Source organism: Micrococcus sp. HSID17227, from assembly GCF_003989405.1.
Lineage (GTDB): Bacteria > Actinomycetota > Actinomycetes > Actinomycetales > Micrococcaceae > Micrococcus > Micrococcus luteus.
Window position 1 is genome coordinate 1 of record NZ_RBLN01000464.1, and the last position, 842, is coordinate 842.

The 842-nt window shown below is 76.4% G+C and carries 2 protein-coding genes; both read right to left on the reverse strand.

All coding sequences use genetic code 11. The annotated features are described in order from the left end of the window. Positions 1–433: biotin carboxylase N-terminal domain-containing protein (locus D8M29_RS12660; RefSeq protein WP_305034238.1), on the reverse strand; the 433-nt coding region annotated here is incomplete at its 3' end. Continuing rightward, positions 430–842: biotin-dependent carboxyltransferase family protein (locus D8M29_RS12665; protein WP_148111632.1), on the reverse strand; the 413-nt coding region annotated here is incomplete at its 5' end. The genes D8M29_RS12660 and D8M29_RS12665, both read right to left, overlap by 4 nt.

The following is an 842-nucleotide window of genomic DNA, read 5'->3' on the forward strand; positions in this document are numbered from 1 at the left end:
TATCCGAGCCCGGCACGAGCGGGGCGCCCGCCTGCTGGGCGAGGGAGCGGGCGGTGATCTTGTCCCCGAGGGCGCGGATCGCGTCCGGCGACGGGCCGATCCAGGTCATCCCGGCGTCGATCACGGCCTGCGCGAAGTCGGCGTTCTCGGAGAGGAAGCCGTAGCCCGGGTGCACGGCGTCGGCGCCGGCGCGGCGGGCGACGTCGAGGACCGCGTCGATCCTCAGGTAGGTGTCCGCCGAGGACGCGCCCGGCAGGTGGAAGGCCTCGTCCGCGACGGCCACGTGCAGGGCGTCGGCGTCCGGATCCGAGTAGACGGCGATCGACGCGATGCCGTGGTCGCGGGCGGCGCGGGCCACGCGCACGGCGATCTCGCCGCGGTTGGCGATGAGCACCCGCGTGACGGGGCGGGCGGCGGGGGTGGTGGTGGTCATGCGGGGGTCTCCTCGGAGGGCGATGCGGAGTCGACGACGGTCTCGGCGCCGGGGCGGGGATGGGGGACGAAGCGGACGCGGGCGCCCGGCGGCAGCTGGGCCGCCAGGCTGAGGTCCGCGCGGGCCACGACGCCGATCACCGGGTAGCCGCCGGTGACCGGATGGTCGGAGAGGAACAGGACGGGCTCACCCGAGGGCGGCACCTGCAGCGCGCCGCGCACGGCGCCCTCGGACTTCAGCTCGCCCTCCCGCACGCGCTCGAGCGGCGCGCCGTCGTCGGGGGCCGTGAGGCGCACGCCGATCCGGTCGGTCTGCTGGCTCACGTCCCAGTCCTGCGTGAACAGGCGCTCCAGGCCCGCCTCGCCGAACCAGTCGTCGCGGGGGCCGGGGACCACGCGCAGCACGGCCA